24 protein-coding genes and 1 pseudogene are annotated in these 26,168 nt (G+C 44.7%); 15 read left to right on the forward strand and 10 right to left on the reverse strand.

Going from position 1 to position 26,168, the window contains the following annotated elements:
- Positions 1 to 460: 460 nt before the first annotated feature.
- Both FYJ45_RS22455 and FYJ45_RS22460 read left to right on the forward strand, forming a co-directional pair.
- On the forward strand, positions 461 to 811 hold the full coding sequence (locus FYJ45_RS22455; RefSeq protein WP_154467314.1) for an inorganic pyrophosphatase: 351 nt from the start codon (positions 461 to 463) through the stop codon (positions 809 to 811).
- 474 nt (positions 812 to 1,285) lie between these two features.
- Positions 1,286 to 1,945 (forward strand): hypothetical protein, encoded by a 660-nt coding sequence (locus FYJ45_RS22460; RefSeq protein ID WP_154467315.1) that lies wholly within the window; start codon positions 1,286 to 1,288, stop codon positions 1,943 to 1,945.
- On the opposite strand, the gene rsmG is transcribed toward FYJ45_RS22460, so the two are convergent.
- Genes rsmG through FYJ45_RS22475 form a run of 3 tightly spaced genes read right to left on the reverse strand, consistent with a single transcriptional unit; the run spans position 1,942 to position 5,210 of the window.
- A complete protein-coding gene (gene rsmG, locus FYJ45_RS22465; RefSeq protein ID WP_154467316.1) occupies positions 1,942 to 2,673 on the reverse strand; it encodes a 16S rRNA (guanine(527)-N(7))-methyltransferase RsmG in 732 nt (243 codons plus the stop codon). The two genes, FYJ45_RS22460 and rsmG, sit on opposite strands and share 4 nt — an antisense overlap.
- A complete protein-coding gene (gene mnmG, locus FYJ45_RS22470) occupies positions 2,670 to 4,595 on the reverse strand; it encodes a tRNA uridine-5-carboxymethylaminomethyl(34) synthesis enzyme MnmG (RefSeq protein ID WP_154467317.1) in 1,926 nt (641 codons plus the stop codon). The genes rsmG and mnmG overlap by 4 nt, the downstream gene beginning before the upstream one ends.
- Before the next feature lie 15 nt (positions 4,596 to 4,610).
- Entirely contained in the window at positions 4,611 to 5,210 is a 600-nt protein-coding gene (locus FYJ45_RS22475) for a hypothetical protein (RefSeq protein ID WP_154467318.1), read from the reverse strand.
- 254 nt (positions 5,211 to 5,464) lie between these two features.
- Between FYJ45_RS22475 and FYJ45_RS22480 the strand changes: the two genes are divergently transcribed.
- Complete coding sequence (locus tag FYJ45_RS22480) at positions 5,465 to 6,397, forward strand: MDR/zinc-dependent alcohol dehydrogenase-like family protein (protein ID WP_154467319.1); 933 nt, start codon at positions 5,465 to 5,467, stop codon at positions 6,395 to 6,397.
- A gap of 119 nt (positions 6,398 to 6,516) precedes the next feature.
- On the opposite strand, the gene FYJ45_RS22485 is transcribed toward FYJ45_RS22480, so the two are convergent.
- The 7 genes from FYJ45_RS22485 to rpmH all read right to left on the reverse strand — a co-directional run bounded on the left by FYJ45_RS22485 (position 6,517) and on the right by rpmH (position 12,190).
- Complete coding sequence (locus tag FYJ45_RS22485) at positions 6,517 to 7,881, reverse strand: replication-associated recombination protein A (RefSeq protein WP_154467338.1); 1,365 nt, start codon at positions 7,879 to 7,881, stop codon at positions 6,517 to 6,519.
- Between the two features lie 8 nt (positions 7,882 to 7,889).
- A complete protein-coding gene (gene mnmE / locus FYJ45_RS22490) occupies positions 7,890 to 9,278 on the reverse strand; it encodes a tRNA uridine-5-carboxymethylaminomethyl(34) synthesis GTPase MnmE (protein WP_154467320.1) in 1,389 nt (462 codons plus the stop codon).
- 24 nt (positions 9,279 to 9,302) lie between these two features.
- Entirely contained in the window at positions 9,303 to 9,926 is a 624-nt protein-coding gene (gene jag / locus FYJ45_RS22495) for an RNA-binding cell elongation regulator Jag/EloR (RefSeq protein WP_025487946.1), read from the reverse strand.
- 108 nt (positions 9,927 to 10,034) lie between these two features.
- Positions 10,035 to 11,420 (reverse strand): YidC/Oxa1 family membrane protein insertase, encoded by a 1,386-nt coding sequence (locus tag FYJ45_RS22500; protein ID WP_154467321.1) that lies wholly within the window; start codon positions 11,418 to 11,420, stop codon positions 10,035 to 10,037.
- 31 nt (positions 11,421 to 11,451) lie between these two features.
- Complete coding sequence (gene yidD / locus FYJ45_RS22505; RefSeq protein ID WP_021634518.1) at positions 11,452 to 11,661, reverse strand: membrane protein insertion efficiency factor YidD; 210 nt, start codon at positions 11,659 to 11,661, stop codon at positions 11,452 to 11,454.
- 7 nt (positions 11,662 to 11,668) lie between these two features.
- Complete coding sequence (rnpA, locus tag FYJ45_RS22510; protein ID WP_021634519.1) at positions 11,669 to 12,004, reverse strand: ribonuclease P protein component; 336 nt, start codon at positions 12,002 to 12,004, stop codon at positions 11,669 to 11,671.
- A 51-nt stretch (positions 12,005 to 12,055) separates the two neighbouring features.
- Positions 12,056 to 12,190: a 50S ribosomal protein L34 gene (rpmH, locus tag FYJ45_RS22515; protein ID WP_009255045.1), complete on the reverse strand. Its 135-nt coding sequence runs from the start codon at positions 12,188 to 12,190 to the stop codon at positions 12,056 to 12,058.
- A 538-nt stretch (positions 12,191 to 12,728) separates the two neighbouring features.
- Here rpmH and dnaA point away from each other — a divergent pair.
- The 12 genes and pseudogenes from dnaA to FYJ45_RS22570 all read left to right on the forward strand — a co-directional run bounded on the left by dnaA (position 12,729) and on the right by FYJ45_RS22570 (position 26,167).
- Complete coding sequence (dnaA, locus tag FYJ45_RS22520) at positions 12,729 to 14,096, forward strand: chromosomal replication initiator protein DnaA (protein WP_021634521.1); 1,368 nt, start codon at positions 12,729 to 12,731, stop codon at positions 14,094 to 14,096.
- A gap of 315 nt (positions 14,097 to 14,411) precedes the next feature.
- Positions 14,412 to 15,518, forward strand: coding sequence for a DNA polymerase III subunit beta (gene dnaN, locus FYJ45_RS22525; RefSeq protein ID WP_154467322.1), 1,107 nt, complete (start codon positions 14,412 to 14,414; stop codon positions 15,516 to 15,518).
- A gap of 45 nt (positions 15,519 to 15,563) precedes the next feature.
- Positions 15,564 to 15,770 (forward strand): RNA-binding S4 domain-containing protein, encoded by a 207-nt coding sequence (locus FYJ45_RS22530; RefSeq protein ID WP_021634524.1) that lies wholly within the window; start codon positions 15,564 to 15,566, stop codon positions 15,768 to 15,770.
- Positions 15,771 to 15,844: 74 nt separating this feature from the next.
- A complete protein-coding gene (gene recF, locus FYJ45_RS22535) occupies positions 15,845 to 16,927 on the forward strand; it encodes a DNA replication/repair protein RecF (protein WP_154467323.1) in 1,083 nt (360 codons plus the stop codon).
- 223 nt (positions 16,928 to 17,150) lie between these two features.
- A complete protein-coding gene (gene gyrB / locus FYJ45_RS22540) occupies positions 17,151 to 19,091 on the forward strand; it encodes a DNA topoisomerase (ATP-hydrolyzing) subunit B (protein ID WP_154467324.1) in 1,941 nt (646 codons plus the stop codon).
- 35 nt (positions 19,092 to 19,126) lie between these two features.
- Positions 19,127 to 21,697 (forward strand): DNA gyrase subunit A, encoded by a 2,571-nt coding sequence (gene gyrA, locus FYJ45_RS22545; protein ID WP_154467325.1) that lies wholly within the window; start codon positions 19,127 to 19,129, stop codon positions 21,695 to 21,697.
- A 198-nt stretch (positions 21,698 to 21,895) separates the two neighbouring features.
- Positions 21,896 to 22,438: a response regulator transcription factor gene (locus tag FYJ45_RS22550; protein WP_321170291.1), complete on the forward strand. Its 543-nt coding sequence runs from the start codon at positions 21,896 to 21,898 to the stop codon at positions 22,436 to 22,438.
- 21 nt (positions 22,439 to 22,459) lie between these two features.
- A pseudogene (locus FYJ45_RS32835) lies at positions 22,460 to 22,579 on the forward strand (winged helix-turn-helix domain-containing protein); the annotation flags it as partial.
- A gap of 10 nt (positions 22,580 to 22,589) precedes the next feature.
- On the forward strand, positions 22,590 to 22,793 hold the full coding sequence (locus tag FYJ45_RS22555) for a hypothetical protein (protein ID WP_154467326.1): 204 nt from the start codon (positions 22,590 to 22,592) through the stop codon (positions 22,791 to 22,793).
- Positions 22,794 to 22,841: 48 nt separating this feature from the next.
- Complete coding sequence (locus FYJ45_RS22560; protein WP_207708446.1) at positions 22,842 to 23,528, forward strand: sensor histidine kinase; 687 nt, start codon at positions 22,842 to 22,844, stop codon at positions 23,526 to 23,528.
- 32 nt (positions 23,529 to 23,560) lie between these two features.
- Entirely contained in the window at positions 23,561 to 23,986 is a 426-nt protein-coding gene (locus tag FYJ45_RS31510; RefSeq protein WP_154467328.1) for an FtsX-like permease family protein, read from the forward strand.
- Positions 23,987 to 24,391: 405 nt separating this feature from the next.
- Positions 24,392 to 26,167: a sensor histidine kinase gene (locus FYJ45_RS22570; protein ID WP_235930963.1), complete on the forward strand. Its 1,776-nt coding sequence runs from the start codon at positions 24,392 to 24,394 to the stop codon at positions 26,165 to 26,167.
- Position 26,168: the final 1 nt, after the last annotated feature.

The raw sequence follows: 26,168 nt of genomic DNA on the forward strand, positions 1-26,168 counted from the left end.
TTTATTCTGAATGCCATTCGTATTTACCACCTTTACTTGATAAACACAGTATATCACACCGAGCAAGAAATAGAGTGTTTGTGTAAAATTTTCAAGGTACTATTATAGGGCTTTTGACCCCAACATCTAAATATATATTTAGTATTGATATTTATTCCTTTTCTTTAAGCAAAAAAATGCAAAACATATATCAGTAATTCAAAATACTAATATTAAAATTTACTAAGCATATATTATTAAACAAATATATTATGTTTCACGTGAAACAATATAAATAACAATATAATTATAGTTACCAGATTTAATAAAATACGTCTTGATTTGTAAATGTAGAAATAATCCCCTGGTTAATATTCATATAAAATATAGAATTATAAGAACAGTATAAATAATATGGATTTATTTTACAAACATATACTTAAAAAATAAATTTATAAAAGATATGTTATGAGGTGAAGTCATGGAAACAAATGATAGCTTTTGGAATGCAATAGATAGAATAGTGAGTGAATCAAAAATCATAATAGATAGGCCTAAGGGAGCTGTTCATCCTAAGTTTTCTGACTTTATTTACAGAGTTGACTATGGCTATTTAGATAATACCTCTTCAATGGATGGTGACGGCATTGATGTATGGGTGGGAACAGATGAAAGAAAGCAAGTTGATGCGATTATGTGTATCGTTGATTTAATGAAACGTGATTCGGAAATAAAGATATTAATTGGATGTACAGAGAATGAAAAAGAATTCATTTACCAAACCCATAACGAAACAGATTACATGAAAGGTATACTTATACGTAGGTTATGAATATATTATCCATATCGTTTATCATGAAATTATAGATTGTAATAGATAGTGGACAGTATTTCTCTACAAACAGCAGAGGATTCAATCTTTCTCTCAATAAAGATCAACAGCTGACGATTTGATCTTTCTTTCAATAATGACATTACACCCAATTTCCCAGAATCTTTTATACCGGATCACTACTCTCCTATACAGGAGCTAAATATGTGGTCTCAATGCTTACCACATTTATCTATAATAGATTCAGTATAAGGCATATCTAAAACGCTATATTATTACCCACGACGTACTTCTAACAATCTATCCTAACAATCAATCTATCAATAATCAGAGCGCACAAAACGCTGGGGATGCTCAATTAGCACCCGACTACTTTCAAACAAAAAATAAAAAATACCGTTGACATCCATGTATAATAAGTCTATAATGAACAAAGTTCATATTGATAATCATTTAATACTAGGAGAAATATTAATGCAGGCAATTATGGAAACATTTTTTGATGCAGTATATTTAATTACTGTCATCACACTGGGGATCATCATGATAACCAAATCAAAAGAAAGAAAAGAATATAAACTATTTGGAATTATGGCTGTCATACTTGGCTGCGGTGATGCCTTTCATCTGATCCCAAGAGCCTATTCCCTATGCACTGACGGACTTGCCGCCCATACAGCTGCCCTCGGCGTTGGAAAACTGATTACCTCAATAACAATGACCATATTTTATCTGATTCTTTTTGAAATCTGGAAAATGAGATATCATAAGGCGGACACGAAATCGCTGAATTTTGCCATGTACGGGCTTGCCCTGATAAGAATTATACTCTGTCTGCTTCCCCAAAACAAATGGGTCAGTGCCGATGCACCATTATCCTGGGGAATTTACCGGAACATTCCTTTCGCCCTGATGGGAATACTGATTATTGTTCTATTCTATCAGGAAGCAAAAGAAAACCGGGACAGAAACTTCCGCTTTATGTGGCTTGCAATCACCTTAAGCTTCGGCTTCTATATCCCGGTTGTATTATGGGCTGATATGATTCCTTTGATAGGCATGCTCATGATCCCCAAAACCTGTGCTTACGTATGGGTAGTTCTCATGGGATACCTGGATATGAAAAAAAATTAACTGATTGGCTCCTTTGCCGGAAGTCCCGCCTTTCTGGGATATTTTCCGGGCGTAGGAGTCTTTTTCCTTATAATAAAAAGGGATCTGTAAATATCACTATACGGTAAATTAAACTCAATATTTTCCACCACTTCCCCGCCCAGGAGATAAAAGGCCTTTTTTGCGACAGCCGCTTCCTCTTCTATTTTTTCGGATTTATAAGGAATAAACCTTCCCCCAACCTTCACGAACGGCAGGCAATATTCGGATAATGTGGCCATATTAGCAACTGCCCGTGACACACACAGATCATACTTTTCGCGGAACAAGCCCGGCTTCGCATAGTCCTCCGCTCTTCCATGAACTGCATCTATATCCGCCAGTCCGATTTGGGCAATCACCTCATTCAAAAACTTTACTCTCTTATTCAGGGAATCCAGAAGTGTTACCTTTAACCCCGGAAATGCGATTTTCAAAGGGATTCCTGGAAAACCGGCGCCTGTCCCCACATCAATGACTGAGTACCCTTCCTTCGACAGCTCCGGCACCGCTTTTATTAAAGAAAGACTGTCTACAAAGTGTTTTTTTAAAACTTCATCAAAATCAGTAATAGCTGTCAGATTCATTACTTCATTCCACTGGATCAGTAGTTCATAATACTGCATAAACTGTTCTTCCTGGTTCTTATCCAGTTCTATCGACAGTTCACTTAGATCTTTTCTGAATTGTGTCAAATTATAGCTTTTCATGCTTTTTCCTGCTTTCCCAGATGCTCCAGATAAATAAGAAGAACCGAAATATCAGCCGGTGAAACTCCTGAAATTCTTGATGCCTGTCCTACGGATACCGGCTTATAGGAAATCAACTTTTGCCTGGCTTCAAGACGGAGGCTGGAAATATCATTATAATCTATCCATTCCGGGATCTTTTTCTTTTCCATCTTTTTAAACTGCTCTACCTGACGCAGCTGTCTGGATATATATCCTTCATATTTCAGTTCTATTTCCACTTGCTCGATTACATCAGCAGGTAAGGGCTTTCTGTCGGGATCAATCTCCCCTAAAATTTCATAATCCAGTTCAGGCCTGCAGATCAGTTCCGAAAGGCTTGCGGCAGTTTTCAAAGGTGAACTTCCATGTGATTCAAGAAATGACTGGATTGAAGCGGAAGCTCCTACCGTCGTTTTTTTCAGACGGTTCATTTCTTCCTGGATCTGTTTCTGCTTATTTATGGTTGCTTCATATTCTTCTTTTCCTACCAGTCCAGCTTTATATCCTATTTCACGAAGTCTGATATCCGCGTTATCCTGACGGAGAAGAAGTCTGTACTCAGCGCGGGAGGTCATCATTCTGTATGGCTCGAAATTATCCTTGGTTACCAGATCATCAATCAACACCCCGATATAAGCCTGGGAACGATCCAGAATTATCTGCTCCTTTCCCTGTATGGAAAGGGCCGCATTCATTCCGGCTATCAGTCCCTGTGCCGCCGCTTCTTCATAACCGCTGCTTCCATTGAACTGCCCGCCGCTGAACAGGCCTTCAATATTTTTAAACTCCAGGGTAGGATACAGCTGCCTTGCATTAATACAATCATATTCAATTGCATACGCATTTCTCACTATTTTACAGTGTTCCAGGCCAGGAACACTTCGGTACATTGCCAGCTGAACGTCCTCCGGAAGAGATGATGACATACCTCCCACATACATTTCATTTGTATGGATACCTTCCGGCTCCAGAAATACCTGGTGCCTTTTCTTATCCGCAAACTTTACCACTTTATCTTCAATGGACGGGCAGTATCTTGGCCCTGTCCCTTCTATAATTCCCGCATAAATCGGTGATCTGTCAAGGTTGGCGCGAATAATATCATGAGTCTCCTCATTGGTGTAAGTCAGCCAGCAGGAAACCTGATCCTTCTGGATACTCTCCGGTATGGTAGAAAATGAAAAAGGAACCACTTTTTTATCTCCCCGCTGTTCTTCCATTTTGGAAAAATCAATTGTCCGCTTATCCATACGCGCCGGCGTCCCGGTCTTAAACCGCCTCATCTCAACCCCAAGCGCCTTCAGGGAATCCGTCAGGTGATTTGCGGGCTGCAGGCCATTCGGCCCTGTATAGGTAATAGCCTCACCACACAGACACCGCGCATTCAGATAGGTTCCCGTACATAATACGACCGCCTTTGCTTCATAAACAGCGCCCGTATAAATCCTTACTCCTGTAATTTTCTTCCTGCATTTTCCTGAACCATCATCCGTACCCGGCAAATCCTCCGCCAGAAGCTCACATACCTCCGCCTGCTTAATTGTCAGATGCTCCTGATTTTCAAGTATCATACGCATCTGCCAGGTATACTCCGCTTTGTCGGCCTGCGCCCTGAGAGAATGGACTGCCGGCCCTTTGGAAACATTCAGCATCTTGGACTGAATAAAAGTCTTATCTATATTCTTACCCATCTCACCGCCCAGGGCATCCACTTCCCGGACCAGATGGCCCTTAGAGGAACCGCCGATATTGGGGTTGCAGGGCATCAGCGCGATACTGTCCACGCTGACCGTAAAGATCACTGTCTCCAATCCCATTCTGGCACAGGCCAGCGCTGCCTCACATCCGGCATGTCCCGCCCCCACCACACAAACATCATAGCATTCCCTGATTTGCGGCATAATGAATAACTCCTTCTATTTTTTCTTTTTTTTGTTTTTTTTCTTCTTTTCTTCTGAATACACATCAGCCATGGCCGGAGGAGGCGTAATAATAACAGCCGGCGCAGCAGCGCTTTCACAAACAGCGCCTTCCCGAACAATGCCTTCACGTGCAACACCTTCGCGAGCGGCATCCTCACAAACAGTATTTTCACGAATTACACTTTCACGGACAGGTTCCTCCCTCAGAACACTTTCCCGTGCAGCCGCTGCTTCCCTCACAGGCCCTGCATACTCTCTTTCTGCAAAAACCCGCCGGCCTGCTTCAGGAACAATTATGGCAGTCTGCATCTCTTCGCCGGAAAGGACATCTTTGGGTGCATTCCCCATAGAATCCGCAGCATTTTTACGGTTTTCCTGTACCTTTCCCCAGGCCTGATCCCAGAAAAACTTCACCGGCTCCCACACCAGCTCCAGCGCCCGCAGCAGAGCAATTATCAGTACTACCCAGCAGATAAAATGATACAGCTGTATTTCCCCGCTTCCATAATTATCTGTCGCACCGTAATAAAGTCCAAGTCCTACAATACCAACAGCCATTAAAAAAAGCAATCCCATATTTGATTCTTTTTTCATCTTGCCCTGTCCCCCTGATTTCTGTAAACTGCAATATTTAAAACGATTTCTGCATACTTATGGATTCATCATACCACAAAAAAAATTAATAGAAAATACACAAAATAAATGATACTATGAAAACATAAGCCTGTCTTACGATCAATGCAAAGCACTGGCCTGCGCAGCTAAATACGCTGCCCCGCTGGACAGTTGCAAAAAACGAACTGCAGCACAATATTTTTCATAGAAAGCGACAGAAAAGGAGGAATTGAATGAAAGGATTATACTATGACGGATCCGGCGCCGTTTACCGGGAAGATCTTCCCATACCGGTTCCTGAAGAAGGCGAAAGCCTGATAAAAATACACTACAGCGCCGTATGCAATACGGACAAAGAAGTGCGGAAAGGATACCGCCCCTCATTTCGCGGCATTATGGGTCATGAATTTGTTGGCGAGGTTGTGGAGTCCCCGGATGAAAAGCTAAAAGGCCGCCGCGTGGTAGGTGAACTGAATGCAGCCTGCGGCAAATGCATCTACTGCCGGACCGGCAGGCCCACACACTGTTCCAACCGCCGGGTTCTGGGTATGGACAATAAAGATGGTTGTTTTGCAGAATATATGACTATCGATACCTCTCTTCTTCATCTGGTGCCGGACGAACTGCCGGATACCCGGGCCATCTTTACCGAACCGCTGGCCGCCGCCCTGGAAATCCTTACCCAGGTGCATATTTCACCGGATAAAAATGCAGCTGTTTTAGGAGATGGCAGGCTGGCGCTTCTCACCGCGCAGGTATTGGCGCTCACTGGTGTTGATCTTACGGTAATCGGCCGCCATCCAGAGAAACTGGAGCTTTTCCGTCCCTTCGCCAGGGTTACAACCTGCGGGGAAAAGGAAGGCTATGAAATCGTGGCAGAATGTACAGGTTCCGAGACAGGGCTTCCCCAGGCAATGGAACTTGTCCGTAAAAAAGGCACTATTCTGCTGAAAAGTACCTATTCAGGAAAACTCAGTATCGACATGAGCATGGTGGCGGTAAATGAACTTACTATCGTCGGGAGCCGCTGCGGCCCATTTGAACCCGCACTCAGGCTTCTTAACGATAACAAAATCCATCTTCCGGAAATAGAGCTTTATGAATTAAAGGATTTTGAAAAAGCGTTTGCCTCAAAAGCCTTTAAAGCCAGCTTTTCCTTTGTCTGAATCTCTTTTAAGCAAGACAGAGAAACGAAGGCCGGCCATTCCCTCAGCCAATACCTGATTACCTGCGGGAGCACCGGCAGATCGCGCTGTCAGTGCTCCCTGTTTTTTTTCTGTTTTTCTTACTCTTCCTTACTTTCCTTATTCCCCTGTCTTTTCTTATTTTCCTGTTCCCTCTTCCACTTCAGAATACGGTCAAGCTTCTCCTTAACCTCTGCTTCCTTTCCCTCACCGGTAGGTATATAATATCTTTTATCCTTCAGGGAATCCGGCAGACATCTCATAGCAGTAACCTTTTCTTCCGTATTATGGGCATAGATATAACCTTCTCCGTAATGAAGCTCTTCCATGAGCCGGGTAGGGGCATTGCGTATCTGCAGCGGAACCGGCTCCGCCAGCATTTTAACAGCATCCTCTTTACAGTTTTCATAAGCCGCATATAGTGCATTGGACTTGGGAGCCATTGACAGGTATACCACTGCCTGTGCCAGATTCACACTACATTCAGGCATACCGTTAAAATGACAGGCCTGATAGGCAGCCACTGCGACCACAAGCGCATTGCTGTCTGCAATACCCACATCCTCACTGGCAAAGCGCACCAGCCTTCTTGCCACATAAAGCGGATCCTCTCCTGCCTCCAACATTCTGGAAAGCCAGTACACCGCGGCATCCGGATCCGTATTTCTCATGGATTTATGAAGGGCGGAGATCAGATTGTAATGCTCCTCCCCCTTCTTATCATAAAGCAATGATTTCTTGCTGGTACACTGCTCCAGGATTTCTTTTGTTATCACCGTGGTTCCGTCGGGCTGTATTTCACCGTTCAATACCGTCATTTCCAGTGTATTCAGCGCCGTACGTCCGTCTCCGTTGGCAAAAGCCGCTATCATCTCTATCATATCATCCGATATGACTATCTTCTGACAGCCGAAGCCGGTGGGAGAACTAAGCGCATGGCGGAGCAACTGCGCCACATCATCGGTGGTGAGGGCCTGCAGCACAAAAACCTTACATCTGGAAAGCAAAGCGGCATTGATTTCAAAGGAAGGATTTTCCGTAGTGGCGCCAATCAGTATAATGCTTCCTTTTTCCACAAAAGGGAGAAATGCATCCTGCTGCGCCTTGTTGAAACGGTGGATTTCATCAACAAACACAATGGTCTTCATTCCCATCTGCCGGGCGCTTTCCGCCTGGTTCATGACTTCCTTAATCTCCCTGATCCCGCTTGTTACCGCGCTGAAATCAATAAATTCAGCCTTTGTCTTTCTTGCGATAATCCTTGCCAGAGTCGTCTTTCCAACCCCAGGCGGTCCCCAGAAAATCATGGAGGAAACCATATCCTGATCGATCAGCCTGCGCAATACCTTTCCTTCACCGATCAGATGCTTTTGTCCTACAAACTCATCCAGCCCGGACGGTCTGAGCCTGCTCGCCAGGGGATCATAGGTGATCCTGTTGTCATCAAATAATGACATCTGCTCCATTTTCATAATTATTTACCCATACAAAACTTGCTGAAAATCTCATTAACAAGATCTTCTCCCACTTCCTCACCGATAATAAGACCCAATGAAGCATAAGCGCTCATCAGATCAATAGAATAAAAGTCCTCCGGCATCTCATCCTCCAGACTTTTCTTCACCATAAGCAGACTGTCCCTTGCTTCTTCCAGAGCCTGCTTATGGCGCATGCTGGTAATGACCACTTCCTCATTAAAAGAAAGCATCCCGCCGAAGAACATATCCTTTATCGTATTTTCAAACGCTTCAATTCCCGTATTATCCTTTGTGGAAGTCCGTATCATGCAGACCCTGGGATCTCCTATTTTTTCACGCAGCATCTCTTCCGTAACCACAGGTTCAAGATCCGTTTTATTCAGAAGAATTATGCATTTCTTATCCTTTAATAAATCAAGTATTTCCTCATCGCTTTCATCCAGCGCCACGCTGGAATCTACCACGTACAGGATCAAATCTGCATCCTTTGCATATTTCAGGGCGCGCTGCACTCCTATTTTCTCCACCACATCCTCAGTGGCTCTGATCCCTGCGGTATCGATGATATTCAGACCGATTCCATGCAGACGTATCGATTCCTCCAGAACATCCCTTGTGGTTCCAGCCACATCCGTTACAATGGCCTTATCCTCACCTACCAGGATGTTAAGAAGAGATGACTTACCCGCATTGGGCTTTCCAACGATGACAGTATTGATCCCTTCCTTCAGGACTTTGCCGTTATCAGCGGAATTAATCAGTTTTTCACACCTGCCCAGAAGATCCTGGATCTTTGGAAGAAGCTTTTCAGGATAGCCTTCCGTGCTGATATGCTCCGGATCATCCAGTGCTGATTCTATAAAAGCAATTTCATAAAGGATTTCCTCCCGCATTTTCCGGATACAGTCGGATACGGAACCCTTCAGCTGCTTTACGGAAGATTTCAGGGCAAATTCATTTCTGGAATGGATCAAATCCATGACAGCCTCCGCCCTTGCAAGATCAATTCTTCCGTTCAGGAATGCCCTCTTTGTAAACTCGCCCGGTTCTGCCAGCCTGGCGCCCTGCTTCAGAACAGCTTCAAGAATTTTCTGCATGATTAAAACACCGCCATGACAATTGATCTCGACGGTGTCTTCCTTAGTATAGCTGCTAGGCGCTTTCATAATGGCTACCATTACTTCGTCCAGGATTTCTTCTCCATCCACAATAAAACCGTAGTGAATGGTATGGCTGCCATAATCCTTAAGATTATGGCAGCCATTCTTTGATTTATAAACCCTGTTTCCAATTTCAATTGCTTCTTCTCCGCTGATACGGACAATTCCTATTCCTGAATCAGACAGTGCCGTTGCAATTGCAGCAATTGTTTCAGTCTGTTTCATAAATCCATCTACCTCTGTCCCTGTTTATTTCTTCAGGGTAACTACAACGTGACGGAAAGGTTCTTCCCCTTCACTGTGGGTTGTAACATATTTGTCATTCTGAAGGGCAGAATGAATAATTCTTCTTTCATACGGATTCATAGGCTCAAGAGAAACACTGCGTTTCGTTCTCTTTACCTTATATGCTATGTTCTTTGCCAGGTTCTCCAGCGTTTCTTTTCTTCTCTTACGGTAATTTTCAGTATCAACCTTAACACGGATATACTCTTCCGCTTCCTTGTTGACTACGAGGGAAACCAGGTACTGGAGGGAATCGAGGGTCTGTCCTCTTTTTCCAATAAGAACTCCCATGTCATCGCCGCTTAAATCGATGTCAAGAAATCCGTCTGTTTCATCAAACTTCACATCAACCACAACAGTCATCTTCATTGCGGCAAATACATCATTTAAGAATTCTCTGGCCGTATCTTCAACGCTTCCCTTAACCTTTGCCCTGATTTTCGCGGGCTTGGCATTAAATCCCAGGAAACCGGTAGAACCTTCTTCTATCACTTCATACTCCAGCTTATCACTGGTCACAAGAAATTTACGGCATGCTGCGGTAATGGCATCATCCACTGTCTTGGCAGTAAATTCTACGAACTCCATAATTTCCTCCGTTCTGCCGCCGGGCGCGGCAATCATCACAGGAACCGTTGCTTCACAGTTCCATAACATCTTATCTTACTGCAGTCCGCCCTCCGGCTTTGCTGCATCCTATTTCTTACCGGTGCTGTCCTTTTCCGGCCTGCTGTTATTATTTTCGTTATAAACCTTAACCATATTTGCTTTTGCAGCAATACTTCCGGGCTTCGGCGCGTTCTTGTTATACATCTCCGTCGCCTTCTTCACGGCCGCTTCCTTCTCCTCCGCCGTCATGGGCGCTTTTGATCCCGCGGGCTTTTTAGAAGAAGTGCTTGCAGCTGTCACAGGCTTCGTGGAAGGCTGCACATTACGTGTATTCATGCTGGCATACTGGTTTATGGTCTTAGGATCAATTCCAGCCTTTTCCATCCGCTTGATCCGTTTTTCCTGCTTTTTCTTGGCCTTGTCCTTGTTTTTCTCAATCAGCTGGTCAAAATCAGTCTTATCAATATGCTTATTAACAAGCACCTGCTGAATACTTCTTACCACAGCACTGGCAACCCAGTATAAACCAACACCGGCAGGAAGTGAGAAACAGAATACAGCAGACATGATGGGCATGATATTGTTCATCATCTTCATGGAAGACATCATGCTGTTTTGTTCGCCATTGGATTCCGGCTGGGGCATGAGCTTAACGTTCAGCCACTGGGTAACTGCAGCAAGTACAGGAATGGCAAGCGCTGCAATAATCAGAAGTACATTCCTGGCCTGCATCGCATTGGACAGATAATAAGAAGGGGAATCCCCGATATTCATGCCAAACAGATTATTGTAGGAAGCAAGCTTTTCCGTAGTGGCAGCGATATCCGCTGATAAATTGGGAAATTTCTCAGCAAGAGTCGCCCATTCCGGAGTTGACGCTTTATTCAGCACATCAATAAACGTATTCTGTACATAGGTTGTATCCCCGGCAGTAAACAGTTCATTGGAAAACTGCTTCATATACATCCCCGCATTACGGAAGCCCTGAATAAACTCCGCGCTTCCCGGCTGGGCAATCAGCTTGTCCACCAGGGGGAAGAACGCCTCCTTAACCTGTCCGATATAAGCAGGAATGGCATAAATAACCTTATACAAAGCATAGATAATAGGTAGCTGAATCAGCATCTGGACACAGCTGCCCATAGGTGAAACACCGTATTTTGCATAAACGGCCTGCGTTTCATTCTGCATGGCCATCATGGAATCATTGTCTTTCTTTCCATTGTATTTCTTCTGGATGGCCTGCAGCTCAGGATTCATCTTATTACTCAGCTTTGAGAACTTCTGCTGCTTAATTGTCAGAGGAAGCATGAGCATATAAATAACAATGGTGAAAATGATAATGGCGATACCGATGTTGGGAATCCCGATCAGGTTGAGGATATAAAAGATACCCTCCATAATATAACCGAGCAACGTGGCAACCCACCCGATAACAGGAGTCGCACTTTTGGTCAAAATAATTCCTGGCAAAACTTATTTCCTCCTTAAACCGGCGCCCTCTTTAAGGAACCGGGTCATAGCCTCCCTTGGAAAAGGGATTACATCTCAAAATTCTCCAAAAAGCAAGCAAGCCGCCCTTAATGACACCGTACTTCTCCACAGCCTGAAGCCCATACTCGCTGCAGGTGGGAAAATAAGGACATTTTGTACTTTTCATTGGTGATATATACTTTCTATATCCTTTAATCAGGGCAATTACAATCTTTTTCATATCCAATTCAGCTTATAATTTTATGAAGCTTACCCAAATGCAACAATGCACTCTCGATTTCCGCATAGGAAGCCGAAGCTGCATTCGCTCTGGCTATGACTACTATATCTAAACCACTATTAAATATATTCTCCTGCAGTCTGTAGCTTTCGCGCACCAGCCTTGTGACATGATGACGCACAACGCTGTTCCCTACTTTTTTACTTACAGAAATTCCAAGTCTGTTTCTTTCCATGTTATTTTCCAACACATACATGACCAACAGTTTATTGGCATAAGATCTGCCCTTCCGGTAAACAGACTGAAAATCCTGGTTTTTCTTCAAGCTTTCCGAAAAATTCATTCTACATCCAATCTTTCCTGGAAAGAGAAAAAAAGGCCACAAAACTGCGGCCTATGCGGATAATCTCTTTCTTCCTTTTGCTCTTCTTGCTGCCAGTACCTTTCTTCCTCCCGGAGTACTCATTCTGGCTCTGAAGCCGTGAACTTTATTTCTCTGCCTGTTCTTAGGCTGAAATGTCATTTTCATTAAAGATGCACCTCCTTCACTTGGGTTTCTGATGTTGTGTCAGAAAATATCATTACCGATTATATAGGAAGAAACCCCGCAAGTCAAGCAAAACCGCGCATTTTCCCCAATAAAAAAAACGCTGAAAAAAGGCGGTAAAAATCGTGTTTTTCACTAATACAATATGTAGTTACTAAAATTTCATTTTTTATACAATATCTAGCCCCGGAAAAATAATCCACACGCTGCCAACGATTCTTTCCACTTAACATAACATTATCCACAAATTGTGTATAACTTGTGGATAAACTCAGCTTAATTTTTATTCTCAATTTAAAAATTATTATCAAAGCCGCATAAAATCTGGATGTTTATATGTTGATTTCACTTTTCCACTTATCCACATTTACACATCCCAAACCCCAAATATGTTAACTTCCACCCCCTTCCGTTCACACCCTGTGGAAAAATCTTATCCCCAGAATTAACATTTGATATTTGCATTTTTTTAGAGTAAGATAAGATAGATGTATTTTCAGTTAGTTTAGGAGGTTTAGGGATGCAGGCAATCGAGGCCAGATGGGATGAAATTAAGGAAACCATCAGAAAAGAATATGATCTCTCCGATGTTTCATATCATACGTGGATAGAACCACTGAAGTTTTTCGATGTACAGGATGATGTGGTAATCATTCTTATCACATCGAACCAGTCACATGCACTTAATTATATTTCTTCCAAATATAAAGACTTCTTCCGTGTTACCATCACAGAAATGATGGATCATTATTATGAAGTTTCTTTTATATTGGAGAAGGACGCCAGGAAGGACAAGTCCTCCGCTGAGGATCTGAAGTCCCCCTTCAGCGGCACCTTTAATATTAATTATGAAAATGCAAACCTGAACCCGAAGTATAAATTCGATACCTTCGTTGTAGGAAGCAACAATAAATTCGCCCATTCCGCCTGTCTTGCCGTTGCGGAATCCCCCGGTGACGCTTACAATCCCCTCTATATTTATGGCGGGGCCGGACTGGGCAAAACCCACCTTATGCATTCCATCGGCCATTTTGTCCTGGAACAGAATCCGGACATGAAGGTTATTTATGTTACTTCGGAGTCCTTTACTAATGAAGTAATTGAATCCATCCGAAGCGGTAATGCGGCTGCCATGACCAAGCTGCGTGACAAATACCGTACGGTGGATGTCCTCATGATCGACGATATCCAATTTATAATAGGAAAAGAAAGTACACAGGAGGAGTTCTTCCATACCTTCAATGTCCTTCATGCCGCCGGAAAACAGATTGTTCTGTCCTCCGATAAACCGCCCAAGGAAATGGAAACCCTGGATGAAAGGTTCCGTTCCCGCTTTGAATGGGGCCTGATCGCAGATATCCAGCCCCCTGATTATGAGACCAGGATGGCAATTCTGCGCAAGAATGCGGAGAACTATGATAAAAAGATCGACGACTCCATTTTCCAGTATATTGCAACCAACATTAAATCCAATATCCGTGAGCTGGAGGGCGCTTTCAACCGTATTATCGCCAAATCCAAGATTGAGAACCAGCCTGAGATCACGATGGAGCTGGCGGAGGATGCGCTGAAGGATATCATCAATCCGGACAAGCCCGACAAGATCACGCCTGAACTTATTATTAAGGTAGTTGCCGAGCACTATGGTGTCAATCCTGAAGACATCACCTCCAAAAAGAGGAACTCGGAATTCGTACTGCCCCGCCAGGTCGTTATGTATCTGTGCAGGGATTTGACGGAAACCTCACTGGCCAACATCGGCAAGCTGCTTGGTAAAAAAGATCACACCACCGTAATCCACGGGGCCAATAAGATCTCAGAAGAGCTTGCCACCAACGAAGAGCTTAAGAATAACATTGAAATTATCAAGAAGAAGATATGTGTATAACTTTGTTTAAAAAAAGTTGACAAGCTGTGGGCAGTATGGGGACAGGCTGTGAATAGGAATTTTTACGGCAGGATGCCCTGGAACGGCGGTTCAGAACGTTTGTGAATATCCTGACAATTAACCTCAGCCTGTCCGTCAGTTTTAAACAAGTTATTATTTTCAGTTTTCCTTGCAAAATGTATAATAAAAAGGGTTATCCACATATCTACACCCCCTACTATTTAATATTACTAAATACTTTAATTAATAAAAGATCGCGCGCGGCGTGGCAACCGGTACGTTAATGTGAATTCGCAGAAGGGAGTTTATGCACACATGAAATTAGTTTGTTCCAAAAGCAATCTGTTAACAGGTCTTCAGGTGGTATCCAAAGCAGTGCCGAATAAAACCACCATGTCCATCCTGGAATGTATCCTCATTGATTCCACCGGAGGAGAAATTAAACTGACTGCCAACGATATGGAGCTTGGCATTGAAACAATTATTGAAGGCGACATCGTTGAAAAGGGGATCATTGCCCTGGATGCCAAGATCTTTTTGGAAATCGTAAGGAAGCTGCCTGACAACGATATCACCATCATAACCGACAGTAATTTTAAAACAACCATCACCTGTGAAAAGGCAAAGTTCAATATCATTGGAAAATCGGGAGAAGATTTTTCCTATCTTCCCATGATTGAAAGAAATGAATCCATTGTCCTGTCACAGTATACCCTGAAGGAAGTGATCCGCCAGACGATCTTTTCCATCTCTGACAACGATAACAATAAGCTGATGAGCGGTGAACTCTTTGAGATCAACGGTGAGGAAATGAGAGTGATCTCCCTTGATGGGCATCGTATTTCCATCCGTAAGATCCATCTGAAGAACTCCTACCCTTCCCAAAAAGTAGTGGTTCCCGGAAAGACACTGAATGAGATCAGCAAGATCCTGGGCGGTGATGCGGATAAGGACGTAACGATTTTCTTTACAGATAAGCATATTGTTTTTGAATTTGAAAATACCACGGTGGTTTCCAGGCTGATTGAGGGTGAATACTTCAAGATCGATCAGATGCTTTCCAGCGATTATGAAACCAAGGTTGAGATCAATAAAAAAGAGCTCCTTGACTGTATTGACAGAGCGACCTTGCTCATCAAGGAAGGGGATAAAAAGCCCATTATTATCAATATTACAGACGGATCCATAGAGCTTAAGATCAATTCCACGGTGGGAAGCATGGATGAAGAAATCGATATTACCAAGGTGGGAAAAGATCTCATGATCGGCTTTAATCCCAAGTTCCTCATTGATGCCCTGCGTGTTATTGACGACGAAACAATCACTATCTATCTGGTAAATCCGAAAGCTCCCTGCTTTATCAGGGATGAGGAAAATAATTATATCTATCTGATTCTGCCGGTTAACTTTACAACAGTGTAACTGTGGAAGGACGTTTACGGCAGTTTTGGAAGCGGAAGGATAAAAATGCAGACTTTTAAAATAAAAGATGAATATATTAAGCTGGGACAGGCTCTGAAAGCAGCCGGCCTTGCCGAGTCCGGGGTGGATGCCAAGTATGCGGTGCAGGACGGGCTTGTTAAGGTGAACGGCCAGGTGGAAACGCAGCGCGGTAAAAAACTGGTTCCCGGGGATCTTGTTGAATTTAACGGACAGACTCTTAAAATTGAGTAATTTTTCTGCGGCAGTTCATGACGTTATACGTTATGGGCTGCTGCAGTTTTGAAAGGCAGTATCGGGTAATTTTCATGGTAATCAAATCACTGGAGCTATCTAATTTCAGGAATTACGCTTTTCTGGATATGAGCTTCGACAAAGGCACCAATATTCTTTACGGGGACAACGCACAGGGGAAGACGAACATCCTTGAGGCGGTTTATTTGTGTGCCACGACAAAATCCCACCGGGGAACAAAGGATCGGGATATTGTTAACTTTGAAGAGGAAGAGGCTCACATCAGGACTTATCTGGAAAAGGACGGGGATGAGATCAAAATCGACATGCATCTCCGCAAAAATAAGACAAAGGGGATTGCTATCGACGGAAGAAAGCTGAAGAAGGCCACAGAGCTTCTGGGGCTGATGAATGTTGTTTTTTTCTCCCCGGAGGATCTCGGTATCATTAAAAATGGCCCTTCGGAAAGGCGCAGATTCGTGGATATGGAGCTTTGTCAGCTTGATCCCATGTATCTGCATAACCTGAACAACTATAATAAAATAGTAAACCAGAGAAACCGGCTGCTCAAGGATATGTACATGAATCCCTCCCTGAGGGGGACGTTGGATGTATGGGATATTCAGCTGGTGGAATTCGGAAAAAAAATTATTGCAAGGCGCGTTGCTTTTGTGGAGCAGCTGAACGGGATTATCGGCAGCATCCATGACAGCCTTTCCGGCGGAAGGGAAAAGCTGGTAATCTCCTATGAACCGGATATTTCCGCGGAGGATTTCGAAAGCAGGCTCCGCGCCGGCCAGGAAAGGGATATCCGGCTGAAGCAGACGACTGTAGGGCCGCATCGGGATGATTTTGCCTTTATTGCCAACGACATAGATATCCGGAGATTTGGTTCCCAGGGACAGCAGAGGACGGCGGCGCTTTCTTTGAAGCTGTCGGAAATCGAACTCGTTAAAAAAATGACAAACGATACCCCAATACTGCTTCTGGACGATGTCCTGTCCGAACTGGACAGCAGCCGCCAGAATTATCTTCTGAACAGTATAGGGAATATTCAGACGATTATTACCTGTACCGGTCTGGATGAATTTATCAATAACCGGTTTGAAATCAATAAAGTGTTCAAGGTTACGAGCGGAACCATCGCCGCGGTATAGCTGTAACAGTCCGGACAGGCCTGAACTGTTATGTATGACTTCACAGTCGGAAACGGTCGATATTCTGTCTATTGTGGACAACGCAAATTCATGATATAATAAAATAGAATAGGCAAACAGGTAGAAAAACTTATGGGCCTGATCATAAGGGTCTGTAGGCTTTTCTATCTATTTGTGCTCTTTTTGTTTAATTTTGGCCTTTTGCAGTGAAATGGAGGAATATATGGGTACTGAAAACACAGAAAGCCACAGCGAATATGGCGCGGATCAGATACAGATACTGGAAGGTTTGGAAGCGGTCCGCAAACGACCTGGTATGTATATTGGTACTACATCCAGCAGGGGACTCCACCATCTGGTCTACGAAATCGTAGATAATGCGGTGGATGAAGCTCTTGCCGGCTATTGTGATACCATCGATGTTACAATTAATCAGGATAATTCCGTTACGGTTATAGATAACGGACGTGGTATTCCTGTCGGTATCAACCATAAAGCCGGCATTGCCGCTGTTGAAGTGGTATTTACCATCCTTCATGCGGGCGGAAAGTTCGGCGGCGGGGGATACAAGGTATCCGGAGGTCTCCATGGAGTAGGCGCTTCCGTAGTGAATGCCCTTTCTGACTGGCTGGAGGTAGAGATCTGCCAGGAAGGCAAGGTTTACAGACAGCGTTATGAAAGGGGAAAGGCAGTCTATACCCTGAAGGTTGTTGGCGAATGTGATCCGGATAAGACGGGTACTAAGGTTACCTTTAAGCCTGACGCCACGATCTTCCAGGAAACCACGGAATATGACTTTGACGTGCTCAAGCAGCGTCTGCGTGAGATGGCATTTCTCACCAGGGGCCTTAAGATCATACTCAGAGATACCAGGGAAGAGAATCCCCAGGAGAAATCCTTCCACTATAAGGGCGGGATCAAGGAATTTGTTTTTTACCTGAATAAGAGCAAGACCCCTCTTTATGAAAATGTCATGTATTTTGAGGGAAGCAAGAATAACGTATACGTGGAAGTGGCAATGCAGCACAACGATTCCTATGTGGAAAGCGTTTACAGCTTTGTCAACAACATCAATACGCCGGAGGGCGGGACGCATCTCGTTGGCTTCCGGAATGCAATAACCAAGACCTTTAATGATTATGCAAGAAATAAAAAGCTGTTAAAGGACAATGAGACGAACCTTACCGGAGAAGACATCCGGGAAGGTATGACTGCCATTGTCAGTGTGAAGATAGAGGATCCCCAGTTTGAGGGACAGACCAAGCAGAAGCTTGGAAATTCCGAGGCCAGGGGCGCGGTGGACAGCGTGGTAAGCGAGCAGCTTACCTATTTCCTGGAGCAGAATCCTGCCGTGGCCAAGACCATCTGTGAGAAATCCATTCTGGCGCAGCGTGCCAGGGAGGCTGCCAGAAAAGCAAGGGAGCTGACCAGAAGAAAAACAGCTCTGGAGGGCATGTCCCTGCCCGGAAAGCTGGCTGACTGCTCCGATAAAGATCCTAAAAACTGTGAAATATACATCGTAGAGGGAGATTCCGCCGGCGGTTCCGCCAAAAAGGCAAGAAGCCGTGCCACACAGGCCATCCTGCCTCTGCGCGGTAAGATTCTGAATGTAGAAAAGGCAAGGCTTGACAAGGTATATGCCAATGCGGAAATAAAAGCAATGATCACAGCCTTTGGCACGGGAATCCATGACGATTTTGATATTTCCAAGCTCAGATACCATAAGATCATTATCATGACGGATGCCGATGTTGACGGCTCCCATATTGCAACTCTCCTGCTTACTTTTATTTATCGTTTTATGCCTGATCTGATTAAGCAGGGGCATGTATATCTGGCGCAGCCTCCTCTTTATAAGCTGGAAAAAAATAAAAAAGAGTGGTATGCATACAGCGATGAAGAGCTGAATCATATTCTTTCTGAGGTGGGAAGAGATCAGAACAACAAGATACAGCGTTACAAAGGACTGGGAGAAATGGATGCCGAGCAGCTTTGGGAGACAACCATGGATCCTGAAAAACGTATTCTTATCCGTGTAAATATGGATGAAGAGGCGGAGTCTGAGGTTGATCTTACCTTTACCACCCTGATGGGAGACAAAGTGGAGCCCCGGCGCGAATTCATTGAAGAGAACGCCAAGTATGCCAAGAATCTGGATATCTGATGACAGTTACTGGAGAAACGGAGAGTCATTAAAGAATGGAAGATAATATTTTTGATAAAATCCATGACGTCGATCTGAAGGAAACCATGGAAAATTCCTACATTGATTACGCCATGAGCGTTATAGCATCCCGTGCGCTTCCTGATGTCAGGGACGGCCTGAAGCCGGTGCAGAGGCGTGTTCTCTATTCCATGATAGAGCTGAACAACGGTCCGGATAAGCCGCACAGAAAGTGCGCCCGTATCGTCGGCGATACTATGGGTAAGTACCATCCCCACGGCGACAGCTCCATTTACGGGGCGCTGGTTAATATGGCCCAGGAGTGGTCCACAAGATATCCGCTGGTTGACGGACACGGAAACTTCGGTTCCGAGGACGGCGACGGTGCGGCCGCCATGCGTTATACAGAGGCCAGGCTTTCCAAGATTTCCATGGAGATGCTGGCTGATATCAATAAAGATACGGTAGATTTCGTACCCAACTTTGATGAAACGGAAAAGGAACCCACCGTACTCCCCAGCCGCTATCCCAATCTTCTGGTAAACGGTACCTCCGGTATTGCCGTAGGTATGGCTACCAATATCCCTCCCCACAATTTAAGGGAGGTAGTGAATGCGGTTGTCAGGCTGATTGACAATCGGGTAAATGAAGACAGGGATACGGATATAGAAGAGGTTCTGCAGATCATAACGGCGCCCGATTTTCCTACGGGCGGCATTATCCTGGGAACCAGGGGAGCGGAAGAAGCCTATCGTACCGGCCGGGGAAAGGTCAGGGTGCGCGCGGTAACCGATATTGAGACGCTTCCCAATGGTAAGAGCCAGATTATCGTAACTGAGCTTCCCTATATGGTGAACAAGGCCCGTCTGATCGAAAAGATCGCGGAGCTGCATAAAGAGAAGAAAATTGAAGGAATTACCGATCTGAGGGATGAATCCAACAGAGAAGGAACCCGTATTGTTATTGAACTCAGAAGAGACGCCAATGCCAACGTAATCCTGAATTTGCTTTACAAGCATACGCAGATGCAGGATACCTTCGGAATTATTATGCTGGCGCTGGTCAACAATGAGCCTAAGGTGCTCAACCTTCTGGAAATGCTGAAGCTGTATCTGAAGCACCAGGAGGATGTGGTAACAAGAAGGACAAAGTATGATCTGAATAAGGCGGAAGAGCGGGATCATATTTTGCAGGGCTTGCTGATTGCCCTGGATCATATTGAAGAAGTGATCCGCATCATACGTTCCAGCCAGAATACCCAGGCTGCCAAGGAAAACCTGATGAACCGCTTTGAACTTTCCGATGCACAGGCGCAGGCCATCGTAGATATGAGGCTGCGCGCTCTGACAGGTCTGGAAAGAGAGAAGCTGGAAAATGAGCATAAGGAGCTGCTGGCAAAGATCGCGGAGCTGAAGGCGATCCTTGCAGATGAGAAGCTGCTGCTGGGTGTTATCCGTGAGGAAATCCAGATAACCGCCCTGAAGTATGGTGACGACAGAAGGAGCCGCATCGGCTATGACGAGTATGATATTTCCATGGAGGATATGATCCCCAGGGACAACACCGTAATTGCCATGACCAATCTGGGCTATATCAAGCGTATGACCGTTGATAATTTCAAATCCCAGAACCGCGGCGGCAAGGGAATTAAGGGAATGCAGACCATCGAGGAGGACTTCATCGCCGATCTGCTGATGACCACCACCCATCATTATGTCATGTTCTTTACCAACTACGGCAGGGTGTACCGGCTGAAGGCCTATGAAATCCCCGAAGCAAGCAGGACGGCCAGGGGAACGGCCATCATTAACCTTCTCCAGCTGAATCCGGGAGAAAAGATCTCGGCCATTATCCCTGTGAAGGATTATGAGGACAATAAGAACCTGTTCATGGTAACCAGAAACGGTATCGTGAAGAAAACTCCGGTTATGGAATACAGCAATGTACGTAAAAACGGCCTTGCGGCGATCAATCTGCGCGATGACGATGAACTGATTGAGGTTAAAATCACTGACGCGGATACGGAAATCTTCCTGGTAACCAGACATGGCATGTGTATCCGCTTCAAGGAAACTGATGTGAGGGCGACCGGAAGAATGTCCATGGGTGTTATCGGCATGAACCTGGACGACGGCGACGAAATCGTGGGCATGCAGCTTGACAGCCAGGGCGATTCCCTGTTAATCGTGTCCGAGAACGGTATGGGCAAGCGTACCTATCTTGAAGAATTCTCCGTGCAGAAGAGAGGCGGAAAGGGCGTTAAGTGCTATAAGATTACAGAGAAGACGGGCTATGTGGTGGGCGTGAAAGCCACAAATGACGATCATGAGATCATGATGATCACCACCGAAGGAATTATCATTCAGCTGAGGGTAGAGGATATTTCCATTCTGGGAAGAATCACCTCCGGCGTGAAGATGATCAATCTGGATAAGGGCGTGAAGGTAGCGCAGATAGCCAAGGTAAGAGAGCGAGTTTCTGATGGAAGCCAGGAATTCGATAATCCGGATGATGCCATGGAGGATATTCCGGAGGAAGAAAGATATGTAAGCAGCGCGGACAAAGATGAAAATCTGATTTTCCCTACGGAAGAAGAGGATGAATAATTATAAGTTCCAATAAAAAAAGAGAAAGCGGCATCTGCAGTTGAAAACAGCAGATGTCCGGAAGAAATAAGCAGATAACCATTAAGTTATCTGCTTATTTCATAGGGTGGTTTTTATACGGGCGGTGAGTCTTTAAAACCGGCTTCGTCCATCAGAAAGCACAGAACAGGGAAATACGGTGGTAAAAATAAATGAAAAATGATTGTTGAGGATGATAAAGCGCTGGCTGAAGGAATTGTCCTTGTACTGCAGCAGGACGGCTTTGTATTCCGTTGCTGCCACAGCGCTAAGGAAGCGCGTAAAATGCTGGAAACGGAGTTCTTTGATCTGGTCCTTCTGAATATTAATCTGCCTGATGGAAGCGGCCTTGATATCTGCCGCCGGCTCAGAAAAGAAGGAAGAAATGATCCTGTTATTTTTTTAACAGCCCTGGATACGGAGCTTCATGAGGTCACGGGCTTCCAGGCAGGGGCGGATGATTATATCACCAAGCCCTTTTCCCTTGCGGTATTGAGGGAACGGGTTATGGCCGCTTTACGGAGGGCCGAAAGATATCAGTCCGCTGAAGACAGCGTTACGCTTCTGAAGGAAGGGCCTTTTACGGCAGACCTGGAGAAACAGAGCTTTTACCGGGGGGATGAGGAGGTTTTGCTGAGCAAAACGGAGCAGAAGCTGTTGATTACCCTGATGAGAAATAAAAATATGGTTCTGGGCAGAGAAACCCTGATGGAAAAGGTATAGGGAAGCGACGGTGATTTTGTAGACGAAAATGCGCTGTCCGTATCCATAAAAAGGCTGCGGGACAAGCTGGAGGAGGATCCCAGGAACCCCCGTTATATTCAGACGGTTTATGGGATCGGATACCGCTTCCAGGCAGACTGAGAGGAACGGCATGTCATTTCTTTTAAATAGTCCTTATATAACCTATATTTTAGGGGCGCTCCTGATCATAACGGTAATTCTTCTTATCTTTTCTGTATATCTTATCCTTTATGTTCTCAGGGAATATAAGAAGCTGGAACAGATGATAGACAGCGCCATAGACGGTAATTTTCAGGAAGAAAGCTTTGATGAGCAGAGATTATCAATGCTGTAGAATAAAATGTATCAATTTATATCATCCAGCTTTCTTGGCAGAAAGAAGGTGGAGGAAGACAAGGGAAAAATAGAAGAGCTGATCAGCAACATTTCCCATCAGACAAAAACGCCGATTACAACCATCAAGCTGTATTCCGGCCTGTTGGCGGAATGTGACCTGGAGGAAAAAGAAAAGCATCTGGTTAACCAGATCGTGGATCAAAATGACAGGATGGCCTTTCTGATAGAAAACCTGGTTAAAATGTCCCGTCTGGAAAATGGCATTGTGGCAGTGCATCCGCAGATGCAGGATATTGCCCTGCTGATGGAAAGCCTGGAAGGAAGCTATGGCAATAGGATCGGGAAAAAGATCATATTTGATCCCGGTTATAAGGAAGCCGGAAGCGTAGAGGCATTTTATGATTTGAAATGGACGGTGGAGGCCATTTCAAATATCATAGAGAATGCGCTGAAATATACGGATGAAAACGGTGTTATCCAAATTTCCTTAAAGCCCTACAGCAGCTTTACGGCGGTATTGGTTCAGGATAATGGAATCGGGATTGCGGAGGAAGAGCAGGCGGCAATTTTCCGGCGGTTCTACCGTTCGGAGAGGGTAAACGGCATGAAGGGCATCGGCCTGGGGCTGTACCTGGCAAGGGAGATCATTGCCAGGCAGGGAGGCTATATCAGCCTCAAATCAGAACCCGGAAAAGGCTCTTTATTTCAGGTATTCCCGGCGGAAAAACAGTGATCCTGTAAAAAGGGGAATCAAAAGTAAAGTATGTGAAGAATTTTGAAAACCTGAAAGGCACATTCACAATGGTCGGTAGTGTCCTTGCACTGATTATTGGCATCATCGGCATACTGAACTTTGTGAATGCCTGTATTACAAGTATCATTACAAGGAAAAAGGAATTTGCCGCTTTAAAGGCTATCGGTATGACAGAGCGTCAGATCCGGAGAATGGTATGCATGGAAGGCGGATATTATGCGGCAGGCGTGATTCTGTTCAGCCTTGTATTGGGAACCTTGTTTTCTTATGTAGTTATCGGCAACTTCGTAATTTTCTGGTTTACCACTTACCGGTTCATTATTTGGCCGATGATGATGGTTCTGCCTTTTATGGTGGTTATCGGAATTGTGGTGCCTTATATTACGATTAAAGTGACGGATAAAGAAAGCGTAGTGGAAATGCTTCGTGAGGAATAAGGGGAGTTGTGGCCTCTCGGACTGAGAGGCCTTTTCCACGCCCTCATAATTGCCCCTGCTGTTTAACAGCCGGAGTTGATTCCTTTTGTATGTTATGGCCGGATCCGGCTGGCCTCTTTAATTGCACATAAAATATCATTCTCAATGTCTTCGACCCATTCTGTTGGAACATTGTCGTATGTCAGTAAACAGAGCATGGCGCTTATATCACACAAATGCGCCAGCGTGACCCGGATAGCCATTAAAAAAACAAAGAGGATTTTGGCGGTGAATAGGAAGAAATTGGACAGTTGCAGAAATTGGGGCGTATAGGATATTCTGGTAGAACGGGACAGGGGGTTATGTTATACTGTAAATAAATTTAGGGGAATGTGCTGATTCTGGGGCGGAGGAGGATGTTTGAGGATGCGTGATGAGGGGAAGGGGAAGAGGAAGGCTTCGAAGTCTTTTGCTAGGCGGATCATTAAGGTCTGGGTTTTTGGGATGCTGGTTCCTCTTCTTGTGGTGGAGGTTTTGATTCTGCTGCAGTTTTACAGGATCAACCATAATGATGTGGATGAGGAAATTAATAACAGCCTGAATAAGGTGTCAAGTGATATGAAGGATCTTATGAACAGTATGAATTCTATTTCCTGGCTGCTGGAAGCTGATGGTACTGTGGGTAAGAATCTTCATTTGTATTTTGATGAGGAGGATACGATTAAAAAGGGGGATCTGCTGATTTATCTGAGGGAGCAGATCGCCAATTATGAGATCGCCAATCCATCCATAGGAAATCTTACGTATATTGTTGTCCCTAAGGATGGGAAAGCGCCTGTCAAAATAAACCAGACCTCACTTGCAAACGGGGAGCTTCCGGGGGACGAGTATTTTCTCTGCCAGTGGCAGAAAATGAACTTCTACGGGCCGCATGAGTCAAAGTCAAAGGTGGCCTCTTATCCTTGTCTTTCACTTCTGCGTACCTATAAAGTGGAACAGGAGTATGGAGATATCTATATTTATCTGGAATCCGGGTATAAGTATCTTCAAAAGCTGATGCCGGGCAGTGTGATGGGCATGGATACCGTTTTTCTGATTGAATCGGCGGAAGGGCGTACCATGTATTGCTCAGATGAAAACCTGGTCCCTCTTTTTTCGGATCTTCAGTCCTGTAAAAAAGAGCTTTCAGAAAATTCCCGCCGTTATAAAACCTATGAACGGACGGAGGAAGGGGGCTGGAAAATCCATCTGTGGGTTCCCGTAAAGGAATATTACAGACAGATTTACGGAATGGCGCTGAATTTGAGCGTTGTCACTCTTCTGGCGGTTTTTGCCTGTATTCTGGCCTCGGTCCTGCAGTGGAGGAGTATTTATACTCCTTTTACAAAGTTTGAAAAGAGGCTTCAGCTGATCGCATCGGACAATGACGTGGAAACCAAGGTGGAGCAGATGAATATCCAGGAGTTTGATGATAATTTTGCTTTGCTTGATAAGATGAAAAGCAACATCCTTCTTCTTTTGAACCGGGTGCAGGAGGAGGAGAAAAAGAGATCAGAGCTGGAGATCAGGGTGATGCTGGGGAAGATAAACCCTCATTTCCTTTACAACACGCTGGATACGCTGAAATGGTATGCGGCGGGGAAAAAGGATAAGGAGATGGTTCATTTTATTACGGCTCTGAATAAGCTGCTTTTATATAATATGTCAAAAACGAGGGAAACCACCCTGAAAAGTGAGCTGGAGGCAGTCAGCGCCTATATTGTGCTTCAGCAGCTGAAGTATGATATCAGATTCCATATGGATACAGGGAAGCATCCGGAAATTCTGGAAGCGGATATGCCGCGTTTTGTTCTGCAGCCCATTGTGGAAAATGCTATCCTGCACAGTGGACTGAACCAGGGGGATATCTGGATAGAGGTGGAGCTGCTTGCCAATGGAAAAATTGCGGTTCTGGTAAAAAATGACGGGACGCCGATAAATCCGGAAAAGATTAAGGAGGTTCTCGTTCAGAAGAATGATATCTCTTCCAATGGAATCGGCCTGCAGTATGTGGCGCGTATGCTGGAAAACCGGTTTGGGGACGGATTTGGACTGCGGGCGGAACGGACAGAGGACGGGGTGAATGTGGTTGAAATCCAAATTCCATTTGAGGCGGCAAAGATAGGCGCAGGCCCGGACAGATCTGAGAGGGGGCATCAGTAAA

The sequence above is a fragment of the Eisenbergiella porci genome, from assembly GCF_009696275.1.
Lineage (GTDB): Bacteria > Bacillota > Clostridia > Lachnospirales > Lachnospiraceae > Eisenbergiella > Eisenbergiella porci.